The organism is Mesorhizobium sp. B2-3-11 (genome assembly GCF_006442215.1).
GTDB classification, from domain to species: Bacteria; Pseudomonadota; Alphaproteobacteria; order Rhizobiales; family Rhizobiaceae; genus Mesorhizobium; species Mesorhizobium salmacidum.
The window spans coordinates 168,383-185,035 of record NZ_VFVS01000008.1; the positions used below are offsets into that span (position 1 = coordinate 168,383).

Here is a 16,653-nt window from a genome sequence, read left to right on the forward strand (position 1 = left end):
AACCAATGCAGCGGGTCGCCTCCATCGCACCGCTCGTCGCGCAACATGCGGGCGACGCAGCATTCCTGTGGTTGCGTCGTCGCCACGAGATAGACATGCCGTTCCTCGACGAGACCGACATCGGTCGCATCGACCAGCGCCTGGAGGCCAACATCGAAGGTCTCATGGCCGCGGGCGAGAGCGGTTGGCAGGCGGCGCGGGCACAGTTTGCTGACTTCGCCGAACCCGGCGAGATTTTTGTCCTAGGGGTCGTTGCGCTACGCTCGGGAGAACGAGAGGCCGTCGAGATCGCGCTTGCGGCTGTCGAAGAAGCCGGTGGATCCGCTCTGGCTTGCTTGTCCGGCTCCGTGGCGCGAACGCCGCGTGATCAGCTGAAACCCTTCGTCGCGGAGTGGCTAGTTGGGCGCGATCCGCTACGCCGCAGCCTGGGACTTGCTGCGCTTCAACATCATCGCATCGATCCCGGGGCAAGGGTCGCCGAGTTGCTAGCAAATGCCGACCCCGAAGTCAGGCGGCGTGCTCTTCGCCTGGCAGGCACCTTCAAGCGCCGCGACCTGTTAGCGCCGGTGATCGCGGCGCTCGACGCCGATCTTGCTCGCGAGCGCCTAGCGGCTGCCCTCGCCGCCTGCCTTCTGGGGGAGGCGCGGTTGGCTCATCCGGTTCTCGACCGGATCACGCTGACCCAAAAGGACTTGGCTGCACCCGCGATGGAACTGCGCCTGCTCACCACACCGGGCAAGGCTGGCAAGGAATGGCTGCAATCGCGGCTCGACCAGCCGGCGCTGAGCATCACAGCTACCGCGGCCGTCGGCCTATTCGGTGATCGCGCGGTGATGCCGTGGTTGATCGAACGGATGCGAGAGCCGGACCTCGCCGAGGCCGCCGGGCTGGCATTGCGCGACCTGTTCGAGGTTGATTTCAACGACCTAGCGCTGTTTACCAGCGATCCAGCGCTGCTCGGGCCGGACTTCACTGCAGACGAGCCGCTGCCGATCGCTGACAAGGTCGCCGCCTGGTGGGACGAAGGCCACGGCGGACGCGGCCACGGAACCTTCCGCTCGATGCGGCGGCTGCGGCTCGACGCCTTGCGCGCGGCGCTTGCGGAGCCGGACGCGACGCTGGCCGACTGGCGCAGGACGCGCCGCTACCCTGCCTGGATGTAAGTCTACCTACCTCCGCTCGTCCGCATCACAACGGCGGCAGCGCGCAGGCCGCTTTCCGAGGCAACCTCACACAAGGCGACAGCGCCCGGCGCGTACTCCTCGCGGAAACTGTCGGCCGCCAGCATCAGCGCCAGCGCGCCGCTGGCGGCGCCGATGTCGCCGACTGTCATTGCCGGATAGGCGGTCGCCATCAACTCGCGACGGGTGCGGTAGAAGCGCGGCCGCGCTATCAGCATTTCCCAGCCATGGTAGCGTTCGCCATTGCCGTTGCTGATGATGAAGTCGATGTCCGGTTCGGAAGGCCCGGAGCCGTTCACCGCGTCGCGCAGGGCGCCGAGCATGGCGCGTCCCTGACTGTAACGCTCCGAAAGGACACTGTCCGCTTCTTGGGCCAGGCCGATGCCATGGATCGCGGCCACGACGCGTTCGCGTTTGGGCTCGCGCGCCAGGCGCACAAAAACCGCTGCCTCGCCCGGCACTAGGCCCTGTGCGTTCGTGCCCTTGAGCCGCCCCGCCTGACCGAGGCGCGCAAGGTCGGCGTCGTTGACGAGGCTGTCGACCCCACCGAGCAGTACTTGCGCGACGCCTTGGTCTTCCATCAGGTTCGCCGCCCGTTCGATCAGGCCAAGGCTCGCTGCAGCCCCTCCGTCTATGGTGCGCGAGGCCGGATGGAACTTGCGGCCGGTCCTCTCGACTAGCATCGCAAGGAAATCGTGCACTGGAACTTTTGCAAAGGCGGGATGATTCCGGAAACTCTCCGGTGTCGCGACCAGCAGCACGGTTGCCGCGGCCACCCGCGGATCGACCGCACCAAGCGCCTCGTTGATGGCGCGAGCAGCCATATTGACCAGCCATTCCCCTTCGCTGCGGTGCAGGCGTCGATGCGTGGGTATACGCGCGACCACTTGCGGTACTCCCAAAGGTCCCAGCGTAATTTCCTCGAAGGCCGAAAGACATGCTCGAATGGCGGCGATCGTTTGTCTCGCGTTCAACCCGGCGGGCGTGACGGCACCGGCGCCTGCGACATAGAGCGGCCGCTTCATAGCTGCCACACCGGCTGATCGCGCAACGTGCCATCGCCGCCGCGTGGATTAAGATAGGTCTTGTGCTTGCGCCGTGCGGTGAGCCAGCCGGGCGACAGATGGCCGAACACGATCTCACGAAGGACGGGCGCATTGCGCCTGGTAACTACCGCCAGCCGTGCCTTGAGCGTGACGCGCCGCAGGTCCGGTTCGATGATCACGGTGTCGATATTGAAACAGCATTGCTCGGTCCGATTGTCATAGATAAGGCGAATCGGCGCCACGACCCGCGGCATACGGAAGTCCCACCGGCCACTTGCGGTCATGCCGATAATCGAGACCGGCTCGCCCCCACGGATCTGCGGCAGGTGTTGGTCAGCTGGAGCGCTGAGATTGTAGAGCGGGTCGAAATCCCTCGGCGGCAGTGGCCATTGCGTGTCGATCCAGGCTTGATCGTAGGTACCGGCCAGCGGCAGACGAGGCAACCACCCGCGCCCGAGTGGTCCGAAACCGGCCGGCTTCGGCCGGTCCGACGGGCTGGAGTAAGGCTCGCCCGAATAGGTGACGTTCGGCGCCTGCGTGCGCACCGTCGGATCGGCCGAGCGGGCGTGACGGTAACCGACACCCACCGGGTTGTTTCGGTTGAGCCGTCCGTCCGGCAGCGTACCGCCATAAGCCCGCTCGTAGACGATCGGCATGAGGCGGAACGGAGCCGGTGCGCTATAGTCGCCAGCGTCGTAGATGCGGTCGCCGACGACCTTGAGTACCTTCTGAAGGGTGCCGACGCGGACGCCGACTTGCATCTCCGCCACAGGTCGATCATTTGGCGCGCGGGCCGAACCGTTAACCAGCACTTCGGCGCGCGGTTTAAGAGGTGCGATGTCAGCTTCGTAGCGGTTAGAGGAATTCGCTGGATCGCCGAAGGGGATGTCGCACAGCGCAACCGGCATCTGGTCTTCAGAGACTTGCAGTTGCGGTGCATGGTCAGGCATGTCGAAACTCGCCGAGAATATAGCGACCAGCACTTCCTGGCCTTCGGCGTTGACCTGGACATGCGTGGCGGCTGCAAAAGGCGTACGGTTTTCAAGCCAGACAGCGAAGGCCATCGCTCAGCACCAGTTGCCGTTCTCATCAAGGCCGATTGGCCAGTAGGGCATTGCGGTAAGTATACCGTAGGGATCGAGATGGCCGTTGCCGGGTAGCCAGCCCAAGAGCAGGATTTGCGGTGCGACGCCAGTTTGCCCCCGATTGGCATGGTTGAGGGCGACAACCCTCAGCCAATAATCCCGGACCACAAAGACGACTTCCGGCCGCGACGCTGGCCCCGCGGGCCTCTGCTCGTAGTTGAAGCGCATAGCCTGCATCTCGTCTAGGCTGTCCCGCTCCATCGAGCGCCGGACCAGATTGTTCCACCATGCTATAGCTATTGCACTCGCCCGATCGAGTTCATCGACATAGGATAGGAAAAGTTCGCGATAAGACCGCGGTGCCGTCTCGAGCGGAATTTCGGCAACATTGCCAAGCTGCAGGTCGCGTGGTTGGGCAAGCAATCGCTTGGCCCCGAGTTCGGTGTCGTGGAAGATAAGAGGTGCTTCCTTCGTCATCGGATGATGCCTTCGCTGTCCATTCCGATTGGCAGGAAAATGAAATGGAGCATGAAATTGTGCAATTCCATGTCGCGCCTTCCCAAGCCCTCTAGCAACAATGCGGCCGGCTGAATCACCGCGTTGCCGTCTCCTACTCCGTCTTCATCCTCTGGGCCGATGTCCCAAAGCGCAGGATCATTGAAGCCGCTGTCGACGATCTCATGGCTCAGGAATTCTTCGTTGACCTCTCCGACTTCAAGAAAGTAGCGCCGATAGACTTCAATGATCCGAGGATGCGAGGCGGCACCCATGGGCCAACGCATCCTGCATAAATGTTCTGCGTCTGCCTTCGACCGCCCCGCCAGTATCTCCCGCGCGACGAGTTCGCTCCACCACGCCAATGCATGAGCTCGTGCCTCGGCGAGATCCTTCACATAGCGAGCAAGAATTTCATCGTAGAGCGAGGCCAGAGACACGATCATTCTCCGCTATCCTGGCCAGCCGAGCGCCAAATACTCTAGCACGCTCTTGCCTTGATTGTCGCGCATTTCGACGCCCTGCTTGTTGGAGCATGTCGTGCAGTGAGGTTTAACTGCGGCGTTCGACTTCTTCCACTGGTTGAAAGCCGCCTCGTTGCGGCACCCGCCCATGGCCCAGACTGCGGATTGCGGTGGCTGATGGTCCGCGACGAAACGGTCGCCCTTGTCGAAGGCCCGACCCGATTTGTAGGTGCCCACATTGCTGCTCGCACCGCACGACCAGCATGGGCCGCCTCGCACACTTTGCCGCTGGGCATCGTTTGTGCCGGTTTCGGGCGCCTTTTCCTTGCCCGGAGGGCAGGGTTGACCGAAATTCTCGGTGCCGACGATTGCCTGGATGTCCACGATCGCTGACGGATCGATAATTCCAAATGGCTGCGAACCGCAGGCCTGCCCCAGTGGATCGCCATGTCGGCATACGCCCTTTCCTTCGACCTTGATGACGAACGACCAGAGCTGAAACGTGCCCTTGCCCTTGGTTCTGTGCGTTATGACATTGCCGCCCTGTGTTCCAGCTTCGTCCCCGCTGCTGGTGGCGACCTCCGATGCGTTCTCAAGCGCCGTCGGATTGCCTTGGATTTTGACGCTTTTGCTTCCCTTGGTCAGGTCGCTGGCGGAAAGCATGTTGACATAGGGAACGGGCACGGGCCCGGTCGGCGGTGGAGGCGGGCTCAGGCAGACATCCCCTGGCGCGGTGCCGGTGCCACCGCTGCCCTGGTGGAACAATCCCATTTTCTCGGCATAGACGCTGTTGGACACCCTATTGAGCCTCCGTGTCCGCACGTGCCGCGCGCATTGCCGGCAGAGCGTTGGCCGCGAGATCCTGGATATCGGAAAAACTCAATTCCTGGACTTCCCAATCGTCGAGCCAGAAGGCGATCCGTTGGAGACTTTCGAGACTTTCCGGTTGCGGTAGCGCGATGATCTGCGCACTTATCCAGCCAGACGTCCGCAATTCGTCCACCGCGCTGCGGGCGAGTTTGGCTGTCGCATCGAACCACGGATCAGCAGGGTCGGGCAACGGACCGAGCCGGACGATGGCGAAGGGATAGCGGCGGCCAACGCGGTCCTGGCTCATGCACCAGACGCCGGCGCAGGGTTCCGGGCCGAATATCCCGGCCTCCACGACAAAACGCCACGCACGCGGGTCGAGTTCTCCCTCGTCAGGCCGCGCGCGCAGTTCCATCGACATCCAACGGTCCCAGCGATCGATAAATGTCCGCGGCAAGTTCCACCCGACGAAGTCTCCCGTCGCCGGAATCTTGCCGAAGAAGCCCACATTCAGATCTGCGGCGGACATGTGAACTTCTTGAACATTTCGAGCGTGTAGGGGTTCTCGACGCTGGCCGCCTTGAGCTCGAACTCGGCCCACACGCCTTTCGTGCCGAGCCGCAGGCTGTAGACGTCGGTGAGCTTGGTCGCGGCGAAGCGGCCGCCGCGCAGCATTCTGAGCCACGCCCAGCTGCCGGTCTCGTTGAGCATCACTTCGGGCGAGCCGTCGACCGGCTGGAAGGCGAGCGAGATGACGCCGGTGCCATCCTTGCCGGGCCACGTCATCGGCTGCGGCCTGGTGGCGTTGTTATAGTAGACGAGATTCTGGCCATCGAGGTTGAGCGTGACCCGCGCCACGTTGGGTGAGAGGTCCTTGGGTTCCAGCGTGAAGTTCATCACCGGGCCGGTGCCGCCGGGAAACAGGTCGTCGCGGATGTGCCTGGCCTGTTCGAACGCTGCGAGCGCCGCTGGGTCGAGGCCGAAATCGGCCCGCCATTTCCATGGCTCGCTGGCGGTGTCGACATAATTGATCAGATGGTCGTTGATGAACGCATCGATCATGCCCGAGGGTCCGAACAGACGCTGAAAGTCGCGCACATTGACGTCGACCGCACTTTCGGCGCTGAATGGATAGCGGTTGTTGAGCGCCGCCTGGCAGAAGGGGAGTATGTCGGCCCGCCAGATGGCGTTGAGTTCGTTGGTCACGGCCTTCTGCGACAGGCCGCTGGTGTCGCCGGCAATACCGCCCAGCCAGTCGTTGATCGGCGAGGGCAGGATGTTCGCCTGCCTGGCGACCGCACCTGTCAGTTCGGCAAGGCCGCCTTGCTTCTTAATCGCATCCTGCGGGTTCGGATTGGCGGTGACCGTCTGTAGCACATTCGACAGCGCCGTCAGCGCCACTATCGCCGCGTCCAGCGCTGGCGGCTGGCCGTCGACCTGGGCGATGGTGCCTTTGAGCGGCTTGAAATGGTCGGCAACCAGGCTGCCGGTCATGTCGACCTGGCTGGCGGAGCCGGCGCGCGGCAGGAGCTTCGCGCCTGTGGTCACGACTTTGCCCAGCTTGCCGAGCTTGCTGAAGAGCTTCGAGCCGGTGCTGGCGGCAGCGCCACTTTTGTCGCCGGCCGGCGCATCGTCGGAGCGGGTGAGGTCGGTCTCCTGCACGACTGCCGTCAACAGGCGCTTCAGCGCGGAGTCGGCGCTTGAAAGATCCTTGAGGTTCTCACTGGCGATGTTGAGATCGGTAAGCGGCGCAAGCCGCATGTCACGCAGGAAAGAGTCCCACTGCGCGATATAGTCGTCATAGTAGAGCTTCAAGATGTCCTGCGAGAGTGCTGAAACCGATGTCTCGGAATTCTCCGCGCAGCCGCCGGCAAACACCGCGCGATCGAGGGCCGCCTGTCCCGCGACATCCTCGACCCGATCGAGGATCGCGTCGTGGAAACCGGCATAGGTATAGGGCCCGGGAACACCAACGCGCAACGTCTTGTCGGAGCGGCGCGCGAACACTTTGGCGCCGTTCGGCCCGGCGAAATTGGCCGGCACCCATTCCTTGACGGCTGCTACTTCCGGGTCGGCCAGGAGCTGCCTGTAGGCGCGCTCGGGCAGGGAGATCGTGCACACGGTCTTCAGCGCCTCGCCGACCAGTTGCTTGTCCGGGGCGATGTAGCTGTCGTCGATGGCCATGCGGCGGATCGCAGCGAGCTGGTGCTCTTCGGCGTCGGCGGTGGGGAAGGGCGGAGCCGGCGCGAATTGCGGCAGACTGTTCACCCACCAGTTTTGGACGAAATCGGTGTCCATCTGCGACAGGCCGGTCATCATCCGGTAGGTCTTCAGCGCGCCGAGCATGAAGTCCGGATCGCGGATCTGCCGCCACATCGTGGCTTCGAGCAGGGCGACCATGTGCGGCTCGAGCACGTTGCGCAGCGCATGGTCGTAGGTATCGGTCTGCGCGCGCGCCAACTCCGCCGAAGCAGTCGGCCCGAGCAGGTTATGGACAGCGTCCGGCGGGGCGGTGCGCGCCGTCGCCACGGCGTCCATGGCAGCTAGCGCACCGTCCATGGTCGGCTGCTCGACCTCGGCCGGCATGGCTGCGACCTCGGTGAGCGGCCCGTGCAGGCCTTCGAACTGGCTGGCCTGTTCGACGATCGCATTGCGGTTGTCGAGGTAAGACCAGGTGAACAGGCCGCCGGCCAGCAAAGCCGCGAGCGCACAGGCGACGGCAGCCCCGCGCCAGATCCAGGCGCGGCGACGCTGCGCCAGCGGATCGAACGTACCAAGGCCGGCCTCCTTGAAGATCACTTCGGTGAGAAGGTTCCTGAGGAAAAAGCTGCGCTTCTCGACACGCGACGCCGGCATGGCGCGGCGCGGTGGCAGCCCGAAGGAGGATGATAGCGCCGCGGTCAGCCGGTCAATGGGAGCGCCTTCCTGTGTCGCCGACGTCAGATAAAGGCCACGCAACCAGGCGGCTTCCTCGTAGCGGCTTTCGCCGAACATCGCCTCGATCAATGTCTTGATCGGCTCGCCAAGGCTCGCCAGCTGCGCCGGAAAGCGGAAGATCTCGGCGCGCTGGCCGAGCTTGTCTTCGTCTTCCAGGCGTGGCACCAGCCGCCGCTCAAGCTCCGCGGCAAGCCTGGCTAGCTCCGCTTGGATCGTGCCGGCGTTGACGCGGGCGTCGAGCGGAAAAGTCGTTCCCCACACCTGCTCGCGCGCCGTCGTCGACAAGCCGCCGAAGAAGGCTTCGAAGCCTTTGATCAGGTCTGCCTTGGTCAGCATCATGTAGACAGGCAGACGGATCTCCAGTCGTTCGTTCAGCTCCGCCAGTCGACGGCGGATCTTGCGGCCGTGCGCCCTGATCGATTCGTCGCCCTCCGACAGCGCATCGATCGACAGCGCGACAATGACGCCGTTGAGCGCGCGGCGGCCGCGGTGCTTTTTCAAAAGGTCAAGGAAACCCAGCCATTCCGCAGCGTCGACATCCGGCTGGCTCTCCTGCTGGACGTAGCGGCCTGCAGTGTCGATCAGCACCGCGTTTTCGGAGAAGAACCAGTCACAATTGCGCGTGCCGCCGACGCCCTGCAAATCATCGGTGAGGTCGATCGGGAAATTGAGGCCCGATTGGCGCAGTGCCGTGGTCTTGCCGGTGGCTGGCGGCCCAACGATTACATACCACGGCATCTCGCGCAGGAATTTTCTGCCGCCGAGCTTGCGTCGCTTGAGCTCGGCCATCACCTCGCCGAACTTGGCGCCGACGGCCGCGACGCTCTCCTCGCCGGGGGTGAGTTGTTTTTCGGCCACGGGTGCTGCGATCTCCGCGACGAACATGCGGTTAGCGCGGATGGCACGCCGCTGCGCGACGATCAGCCAGATCAGCCACAGGATGATCAGCCCCGCGATCATGGCGATGCGCACATTCTCGGATTCGAATGGCGCGTAAGGACCGACCTTTACGATCGGGCCGAACACCCAGATCAAGAGCGAAAGCAGCGCGATGCCAATCAGCGTCCACAGGAATCGCGAGGTGATGACGGCCCAGAGGAAGCGCAGGATGAACATCTCAGAGTCTCTTCTCGACCAGGACCTCGACGCGCCGGTTGAGCGCACGGCCCTCGCGCGTCGCGTTGTCGGCCACAGGATCGGTCTCGGCGCGCCCTTCGGAATGGATGTGCTCCTGTGGCACGCCAGCCTGAACCAGGAGGTCCGCTATGGTCTGGGCGCGCGCCTCCGAGAGCCGCTGGTTGCTCGCGAGCGGGTTGGACCGTTGCAGGCGCACATTGTCGGTATGGCCGATGATCGTGATGTTTCCGATCAGCTCCTGATTGGCGAGGATCACTTTGGCGATCGAGGCGATCAGCGGCTCGTACCCTTGGGACAGCGTCGGCCGCGAGGACTGGAACAGCTCGGGGTTGGAAGACTGGATGATCAGCTTGGCCAGCGAGACGCTCTCGGTGCCGCTGAGCGCGCCCTTGAGGCTGGCTGGCGCTTCGGCCTTGAACGCGGGCAACAGCGCGAAATCGACCGGCTGCGGTGCCTCGGGTTCAGGAGCATCTTGCTTGGCCGCGGCGCGAGCGACGTCGCCGCGGGAGGCCGGCGGCAGCGTGCGCACGAGCGCGGAGAGTTCAATCGCCTGGCTGCTCAAGCTCACCGATAGACCGATGTAAGCGGCGGCGGCGGCGACAATTGCGGCAAGTGCCATCACCCAGATCGGGACGATGAAGCGCTGCGGCTCGTCGGACGCGATCACGCCTTTCCAGTTCGGCGACAGCGGTGCGTTCTCGGCGTCCGCATCGCGCAGGAAGCGTGCGGCTGCCACACGCACGGCATTGAGCGAGCGGTCGCCGGCGCGGCCGGGCACCCGATACTTGCCGCGGAAGCCGAGCGCCAGACAGTAATACTGAAGCTCCAGCATTTCGCGGTCGCGGTTGGGATGGCGCTCCAGCTCGTCAAGGCGGGTGAAAAACTGGGTCCCGGCATCGACGTCGCCGCGTAGCATGACCACGAGCGGCTGGCGCGGCCAGGCGCTGGCGCCGCCCCATGGCGTGTTGAGTGCCAGGTCGTCGAGCAACGCCGCCACGGCCCATGCTGCCTGGTCGGCGCGTTCCAGCGAGGAGCCCGCTGCCATCGCGGCGTCGCGCTCCTGAACCAACTCGTCGAGCAGGCGCGTGCGCATTGCTTCCGGGTTCTCCGGTGCCAGTGCGCTTTCGAGCTCGGGCGCGAATTCGAGCAATGGCGCGAAGATGTTGATGAGCGGGTTGGGATGAGCGCGCGCCCGTTTGACCGGCGCGCCCGGCGCCAGCGGCGCCATCGGCCGGGGTGCAGCGCCGGTCAGCCGGATGCGTGTGCGCTCGCGATCCTCCGACAGTCCGAAAGGATCATCCCGGCTCATGGCCTCACCTGTTCACCGAATAGCAGTCGACCTGCGGCTCGCTCTCCAGGACACCGGAAACGCCGATGACAAATCCCGGGGCGTCGAGCAAGGAGGCCCAATGCTCGCTCTTCTGGTCGAGCTCCAGGCACAGCCGGTCACCATCATAGGGAATCTCGCGTGGTTGCGAATGAAGCGGTTTCAGCGGAATTCCGGGCAGGCGCGACTTCCAAAGTCCTTCGAACTCGTCTGCGGCGCCGACTGTCGCCTGGTTGACGAAGATTTTGCGCAGCGCGTCGTCCGAGAGTTCCGATCCAACACGGATGACGATGCGGCTGGCGACGAGGAGCTTAGGGTTGTCGATGCGCACCTTCCAGACATTGGTCGCGTGCCGCATGACCGGCAGCGCGCGCGATTTCGGTTCGATGTAACGCAGGCTGAGGATGAGCGAACGCAAGGCGTCGGCCAGCGCCATATAGGCGGGGCCGGGGGCCATGTGGTCGTAGGCCGGCAATTCGCCGAGCCGCCGCGAGCTCGAGCCGTAGGTTGTCATCTCGCCGGCCAGTCCGGCAAGTTCGAGATAGAGTTCGGCAGGATGAAAGACATCCTGCGCAAGCATATGGGCAAGCCGGGGGCGAGCGGCATTGGCCAGGTGCAGCATCAAGAGGTCTTCGACGCTGCGGCCGGCGCCGCCCATCACCATCTTGCCATGCGCTTCGGCGATCTGGTCGAGGCCGGTGACGACCTCCTGCAGCAATTGCCGGTACCAATGGACCGCGCCGGTGATCAGCGTCGGCGGCAGGAACGTCTCGTCGAGCGAGACGCCGCCGTCGGCGCGCAGACCTTTTATGTCGGCGATCGGCAAGGCGGTATAACCGCCCACCGATTTGCCGGGCGCAAGCAGGGCCGCATGCGGCCGGGCGATCTCGATCTCTTCGGGATCAGCGCCGCCCTGGACGGCGTCGCGCACTGAAACGATTTTGCCGTGGTAACGCGCGCCCGTCGATGCGGCATGCGCCGGATCGTATCCGACGCCACCGGGCGGCTCGAGCGGCAGTGCAAGCAACACCGGCCCGGCGCCGGTGTCGGCCGTGACCGGCAGCGGCTTCGGCGCGTCCATCAGGTCCGGGATGGAGAAGGGCGTGCCGTCCGGGAGGATGCCCCGGGCGGATACGATCGAGACCTGACCGGCGTCGAGCAGCGACTGGTCGAGGGTCAGGTGCTGGAAGCCGAAAGTATGAAGCTGGCCGGCCTGCAATGCGCCGCGCACCATGCCTTCGAAGAACCGATCCTGCTGCTGGAAGTGCTGGGTCCTGAGAAACAGGCCCTCCGACCACAGCACCCTGTTTGCATCGCTCATACCGTTACTTTCTGCACGCACCCGTCCGCCTTGTCGCTAGGCGGAAATGCCGCCCTTGCCGAGGCTGACGTTGATGGTGAATTTCGACCCTGGCGACACCGACTTGGTGGTGCGCCAGTTGCGTCCACCCGGCTCGCGGATGAGCGCCACGAAGCCGAGCGCCGTCGCGTTTGGCTCGACCGTGATGGTCTTGGCCGCCGTCTTGCCAGGCGCAACCGAGATCGCGTCGGAGCCGATGAGGTCGGCACCGAGCGCCGAGCCCGCGTCGCCCTGAAGCGCGAAATAGTCGGCGGAGTTAAACTTGCCGGTGCTGGTAAGTCGCAACACCAATACGGTCACCGGCCGGTCGCCGCCGCCCGGTCCTGGATTCATGCCCGCACCGCCGGTCACGTTGACCGAGATAACCGATGGTTTCGGCGGGCCGCTCTGGCAAGCCGCCAGCAGCCCCGTAGCGCCAAGGGCAACGACGAATTCGCGTCGGTCGATCATGTCCTACTCCTCTTCATATGCGTCCCTGAAGTCTGCGCCGATCTCGCCCAGGAAACTCGATTCCGCGCTCTGGGCGATGTCGCGATGGCGTTTCTGGTAGAGCTCCCACAGCTTGGCGTTACGCCCGCCGGAGAGCAGATTGCCGATGGCGGAGTTCGATTTGAGCTCCTCTTCGATCGCGGCAGGATCAAAACGGTCGATCATGCGCCGAAGTGCTGCCTGGACGCCCCGCCAGGCGCGTACGTGATGCTGTGCAAGGTCCTTCACCGCGTCGCCGATCGCCGCCTCGCCGGAGAGAAAGCCCGGACTGCGTTCCGAGATGATGGTGACGACGACATCCTCGACCGTCGGCAGGAATTTAAGCGGATTGACCTCGGAAGCGCCGACCATCGTCTGGGCGACACGCGCGCTTCCCTTCTCCTCAGCGCGTTTGCGCAGGAGCTGCATCAGGCCCTCCAGCATCAGCCGGTATTCACGACCGAATTTTTCCATTTCGGCGATCGCATCGCGGCCGGGAAAATCGGCGTCCTCGACACCCAGGCCGCGCAAGAATGCGGCGCGAAGCGCCATATCGCTTGCTGCTGGCTGAGCCGGGCGCGCCAGCTTCGCCGCTGCAACGGCTCGGCGCGGCGCCTGCGATGCGGCTGCCTGCGGCATATCCCAAGGATTGCCGGCGCGGGGCTTTTCAGCCTGATGCTGGGCACGTCCTGCGGGATCGGCGCCGTTGCTGAGAGGTGGCGTAGCGGCCGGCCCAAGGCTGAAATCGTCATCGAAGCTGGCCGGCTTTGCTGTGTGCCAGGACGCATCGCTGGGCGAAGACATTTCGCCCAGCCCGAAGGGATCCGGCTGGCCTGCGGCAGCGGCGTCGCTGGCTTGTGGCGTTGCCACCGGGTCGAGGCTGAACGGGTCATCAAAGGCAGGCGAACTGCGTTGGTTCGATGCGCGATCATAAGCCCCCGGCGCGGGCTGCTCGAACGGGTTGGGCAAATCCGCTGGACGGGGCGTGCGCGGTTCTTCCTCGATCCTGGCCGAGAAGAAGTCGTCGCTGCCGATGCTGGCCGGCGTTCGCGCTCGCAACGATGACCACGCCGGCGTGGTATGGCTGGCGACCGGGGCCGGGCGGACTGACGTCTGGCTCGCTTTGGATTGAATCTCGACATGGAACACGTAATCGCCCATGCGCAGCCGCATGCCGCTTTGCAGCCGCATCAACCTGCCAGGTCCTACGGGGCTGTCGGAATCGTCGACGAACAATCCGCTGCTCGACGTGTCGGTAACGAAATAGCCGTCCTGGTTGCCGCTGATCTTGCAATGCGCGCGCGAGACGAACATGTCCGGGTCGTCGATCTGCCAGCCAGCATCGGCATTGCGCCCGATCACCAATTCGCCCTCGTCCAGGCGGGTCTGCCGGACCACTTGCGAGCGAGGGCCTTGTTCCAGGGTCAGCAGCAGGGTCATGCGGCCGCCTCCGCCATTTCGGGCCGCCAGCCGACGATGGTGTGCAATCTGAGATCGTCGGCATCCCCCCTATCTGCGGGCCTTTCGAGCCAGACCGTCCGGCCAAGCTGGACAGTCCCGACCCGTGGCGGGGGCACGTCATCGCGCGCCAGCACGATGCGCAAATCGACATCGAGCGCTTCGCCGATCATGTCGCGCACAGCTTTCTTGAACAGGCCTAGGCGCCGTTCGCCGGGCAGGAAAGACTTGAACTCGTCGAGGCTCAGCGGACCGACGCGCAATTCGATCCTGCTCTGGCGGCTGAACACCCGCGGCCCGATCGTCGCCCCGCGTCCGAGCCCGGCATAGGCCTTGCCGAGACGCGTCTGCAGTGGCGTGGGTATGGTGATCCAAGCGGCAACGAACTCCTTGATCCGCAGCGGCACCTTGAAGGCGGTGGTGAGAAACAGTGTCAGCCGCTCCACGCCGTCGACCTGGTTGGCCAGTGATCCAGCCTGTCGTAGGCGCACTGTCTCGAGTTCTGGGTCCTGCGTCCCGGGGAGGCCGATCCCCGACATTGCCTCCAGCATGGCTCGAACGTGCCCACCGACGGAACGCTCGACCTGCACCGCTGGATGCGCATCGGCCCAGGCGCGGTAGTAAAGCGCTATCATCCGATGCTGCAGGATGTTGACGAAATCGACGAAGGTCGTGTCGCTGGTCTGCTCGGCATCGGCCCCTGTAAACCAGCGCTGCGACAGCCGGTCGAGCACCCAGCGCGTCAGATGCAATGGCATCGGTCCTTCCGGTCCAAGCAGCCCGAAATTGGCGACGGTCACTCGCGCCCGGGCCTTGTCCCCGGCGTCCTCGACCTTGACGACGTCCCGGGCCGAAAAGCTCAGACGCACATGCTGGCCGAGTCTCGCCGGCTCGCGGTCAGCCGTTCCGGAATGGCCGAACAATCCGCCGCGCTGCTCCAGGCGTCGCAGCAACTCGAAAAAGTCGAAGCTCTCCGACAACGCTTCGGCCGCGACCGTTGCGTGCTGCGCTAGATCAGGTAGCGATTGCCGGGCGTCATCGGCCATGGCACATCCTCCTGCTTCTGCAGCAATCGCGTACGGGTCCGCACAAATCCGTTTATGCCCGCATGGCGGGCGAACAGCCGCGAAAGCAGGGCCGAAAGCAGCAATGAGCTTTGACCGGCCAGCACGGATTGGTCGATATGCAGTGTGACCTCGGTGCCGCGTCCGAAACACATTGGCCCATCGATCCGGAGCCTCTCGATCACCGGGCGCGAATCGATGCGCACGATCGAGTGCACGTTGCGGGCAAGACCCGGATCGCCCCGATCGGCATAGAGATCGAGCAAGGCATGCAGCGGATCGACACCACGTCCTTCCTTGGCAAGGCTGAGGAAGTTGAGCGAGAGCTGCGCCACCAGCCGCCAGGCAAGGTTGTCGGCGCGCGATTCACCTTCAGCCCCGGCCGGCAGAGATGCCGGGATGGCCGGCTGCGGCGGCCGCAGTGCCCCAAGCAAGCGCACCGCTTCGACCGGATCGGCCGTCTCCAGCGTAAGCGTCGGCGTGTCGTCCAGGATCGGCAGGTCGCGATTGGTGCAAAGCGCCACGATGCCGAGGCGCTTGAGCAGCCGGTTTGGCGTGCTTCCTGGCGGGCGCGAGACGGCGATAAAGACATCGTCGCCCGTGTAGGAGGTGCGGGTCAGGCCGTCGCGCCGCTCGTCCTCGGTGGCCCGGCGCGGACGTCGCTCAGTCGAATAGACCCAGCCGCTGCCGCGGTTTTGCCCCAGGCTGAACAGTTCGGGAATTGTCGCCTCGCCGCTCTCCGCGTCGGCATCCTCGACCCGGGTGACGCGGAATATCTCAAAATCCCGCGCCCGGGTGCGGTCGGCGTGCAGCACCTGGCGCGTTTTGCGCGGATCGATCTCAATGTCGTTGCATTCGCGTTCGAAGAGATTGATGACCGGCGTCACGAAGAGCTCAAATTCGGCAGCCGTCACATCGGCGAGTTCAGGCACCGCACGCCGGAACAGGAAGATGATCTCCATCCCCGCCTCGCACGCGCGCACCACCGGCTGGAGGCCGGCAACCCGTACATAATGGAAGCGCTCCGGGATCATGAAATATTCGCGCAGCAGCCGATATCCCTCGAAGGTGGGACGGGTGCGCGGCATCAGCGCTTCGTCGTCGTGAATACCTATCATTTCGGGTTCGGGCAGCGCCGATAGCGCATTGGTCTTGCCTTGCGCCCGCGCGCCGACGGCCGAGCAGGCGCCGAAGATCGCATCGAAAATCACCGGCGCCTTGGCACGGCCGGCGAAATAGAGGTCGAGACGATCGAGCGACAGGTCGCTGAGCTTGCCTTTTCCTGTCCGGGCGAAGGTGACGCGCAAGGCCGCTTCGCCACGCATGTCGCCGACCGGCGCGATTCCGGCGGCGGCGAGCGCGCTACGATCCTGGAAATAGCTGACCGAGGTGATGGCGATCGGCCACAGCGTGACCTCTTGCGCGGTGGTGAAGGTGGAGCGTGTCGAAAGCCCTGGATGCAGGGTGGAGACCAGTCGCGTGCCGCGCGCGATGGCGTGGCCAGCGATCATCGAGTGCACTTGCTGGCCGGGTTTCAGCACAGCCATCCCCGTCGCCGGCGCCGGCGCCACCAGATCGGGGTAAAGCACATCGAGCACGGCGCGCGAGAAGCGCGAGCGCTCCGCGTCGACCTTCAGACGGGTGCGCGCGGCGAGGAAGGCAACGCCGTCAAGCAGCCGTTCCACATAAGGATCGGGACACGGGACCGTGTCGAGGGAAAGATTACGAGCAACCGCCGGATGCATGTCTGCGAATTCCGCGGCCAGCGCCCGGATATGGGTCAGTTCTTCTTCGTAATATTCGACAAAGACCCGATCCATC

General features: G+C 64.6%; 14 protein-coding genes. 1 reads left to right on the forward strand and 13 read right to left on the reverse strand.

Annotated elements, in window-relative coordinates; genetic code table 11:
* The first annotated feature begins 5 nt into the window (after positions 1-5).
* On the forward strand, positions 6-1,163 hold the full coding sequence (locus tag FJ960_RS13670) for a hypothetical protein (RefSeq protein WP_140714564.1): 1,158 nt from the start codon (positions 6-8) through the stop codon (positions 1,161-1,163).
* Between the two features lie 2 nt (positions 1,164-1,165).
* Here FJ960_RS13670 and FJ960_RS13675 read toward each other — a convergent pair whose 3' ends face one another.
* Genes FJ960_RS13675 through tssF form a run of 13 tightly spaced genes read right to left on the reverse strand, consistent with a single transcriptional unit; the run spans position 1,166 to position 16,652 of the window.
* Positions 1,166-2,206, reverse strand: coding sequence for a hypothetical protein (locus FJ960_RS13675; RefSeq protein WP_181174238.1), 1,041 nt, complete (start codon positions 2,204-2,206; stop codon positions 1,166-1,168).
* Complete coding sequence (locus FJ960_RS13680; protein ID WP_140714568.1) at positions 2,203-3,291, reverse strand: DUF2169 domain-containing protein; 1,089 nt, start codon at positions 3,289-3,291, stop codon at positions 2,203-2,205. Before FJ960_RS13680 ends, FJ960_RS13675 begins: the two co-directional genes overlap by 4 nt.
* A gap of 3 nt (positions 3,292-3,294) precedes the next feature.
* The gene (locus FJ960_RS13685; RefSeq protein WP_140714570.1) at positions 3,295-3,789 is read right to left on the reverse strand and encodes a hypothetical protein; all 495 of its coding nucleotides are present in this window, start codon (positions 3,787-3,789) and stop codon (positions 3,295-3,297) included.
* Positions 3,786-4,253 (reverse strand): hypothetical protein, encoded by a 468-nt coding sequence (locus tag FJ960_RS13690; RefSeq protein ID WP_140714572.1) that lies wholly within the window; start codon positions 4,251-4,253, stop codon positions 3,786-3,788. Before FJ960_RS13690 ends, FJ960_RS13685 begins: the two co-directional genes overlap by 4 nt.
* 6 nt (positions 4,254-4,259) lie before the next feature.
* Positions 4,260-5,069, reverse strand: a complete 810-nt coding sequence (locus tag FJ960_RS13695; protein ID WP_140714574.1) for a PAAR-like domain-containing protein — start codon at positions 5,067-5,069, stop codon at positions 4,260-4,262.
* A gap of 1 nt (position 5,070) precedes the next feature.
* A complete protein-coding gene (gene tagF, locus FJ960_RS13700; protein WP_140714576.1) occupies positions 5,071-5,610 on the reverse strand; it encodes a type VI secretion system-associated protein TagF in 540 nt (179 codons plus the stop codon).
* Complete coding sequence (tssM, locus tag FJ960_RS13705; RefSeq protein WP_140714578.1) at positions 5,592-9,134, reverse strand: type VI secretion system membrane subunit TssM; 3,543 nt, start codon at positions 9,132-9,134, stop codon at positions 5,592-5,594. The genes tagF and tssM overlap by 19 nt, the downstream gene beginning before the upstream one ends.
* A gap of 1 nt (position 9,135) precedes the next feature.
* A complete protein-coding gene (gene tssL, locus FJ960_RS13710; RefSeq protein WP_140714580.1) occupies positions 9,136-10,464 on the reverse strand; it encodes a type VI secretion system protein TssL, long form in 1,329 nt (442 codons plus the stop codon).
* Between the two features lie 4 nt (positions 10,465-10,468).
* Complete coding sequence (gene tssK, locus FJ960_RS13715) at positions 10,469-11,803, reverse strand: type VI secretion system baseplate subunit TssK (RefSeq protein WP_140714582.1); 1,335 nt, start codon at positions 11,801-11,803, stop codon at positions 10,469-10,471.
* 36 nt (positions 11,804-11,839) lie between these two features.
* Positions 11,840-12,292: a type VI secretion system lipoprotein TssJ gene (tssJ, locus tag FJ960_RS13720; RefSeq protein WP_140714584.1), complete on the reverse strand. Its 453-nt coding sequence runs from the start codon at positions 12,290-12,292 to the stop codon at positions 11,840-11,842.
* A 3-nt stretch (positions 12,293-12,295) separates the two neighbouring features.
* Positions 12,296-13,750, reverse strand: coding sequence for a type VI secretion system-associated FHA domain protein TagH (gene tagH, locus FJ960_RS13725; RefSeq protein WP_140714586.1), 1,455 nt, complete (start codon positions 13,748-13,750; stop codon positions 12,296-12,298).
* A complete protein-coding gene (gene tssG / locus FJ960_RS13730; protein WP_140714588.1) occupies positions 13,747-14,814 on the reverse strand; it encodes a type VI secretion system baseplate subunit TssG in 1,068 nt (355 codons plus the stop codon). Before tssG ends, tagH begins: the two co-directional genes overlap by 4 nt.
* Entirely contained in the window at positions 14,778-16,652 is a 1,875-nt protein-coding gene (gene tssF, locus FJ960_RS13735) for a type VI secretion system baseplate subunit TssF (protein ID WP_140714590.1), read from the reverse strand. Before tssF ends, tssG begins: the two co-directional genes overlap by 37 nt.
* Position 16,653: the final 1 nt, after the last annotated feature.